The sequence below is a fragment of the Kitasatospora papulosa genome (assembly GCF_000717245.1).
GTDB lineage: Bacteria > Actinomycetota > Actinomycetes > Streptomycetales > Streptomycetaceae > Streptomyces > Streptomyces papulosus.
This window is the reverse complement of the sequence record NZ_JNYQ01000092.1, coordinates 1-201: the sequence shown is the minus strand read 5'-3', so window position 1 is coordinate 201 and position 201 is coordinate 1. Positions and strand designations below refer to the sequence as shown.

Sequence of the window (201 nt, the reverse complement as noted above, 5' to 3'; positions counted from 1 at the left end):
GGCGGGTGTGATGAAGATGGTGTTGGCGTTGGGGGAGGGGGTGTTGCCGCGTTCGTTGTACGCGGGGGTGCCGTCGCGGAAGGTGGAGTGGGGTGCGGGGCGGGTCCGGTTGCTGGATGTGGAGCGGGAGTGGGTGCGGGGTGAGCGGGTGCGTCGTGCGGGGGTGTCGTCGTTCGGGATCAGCGGGACCAACGCGCACGT

The 201-nt window shown here is 70.1% G+C and carries 1 pseudogene; it reads left to right on the top strand.

Features of this window, described 5'->3' with window-relative positions:
• Positions 1-201: pseudogene (locus IA22_RS37965) on the top strand (hypothetical protein); the annotation flags it as partial.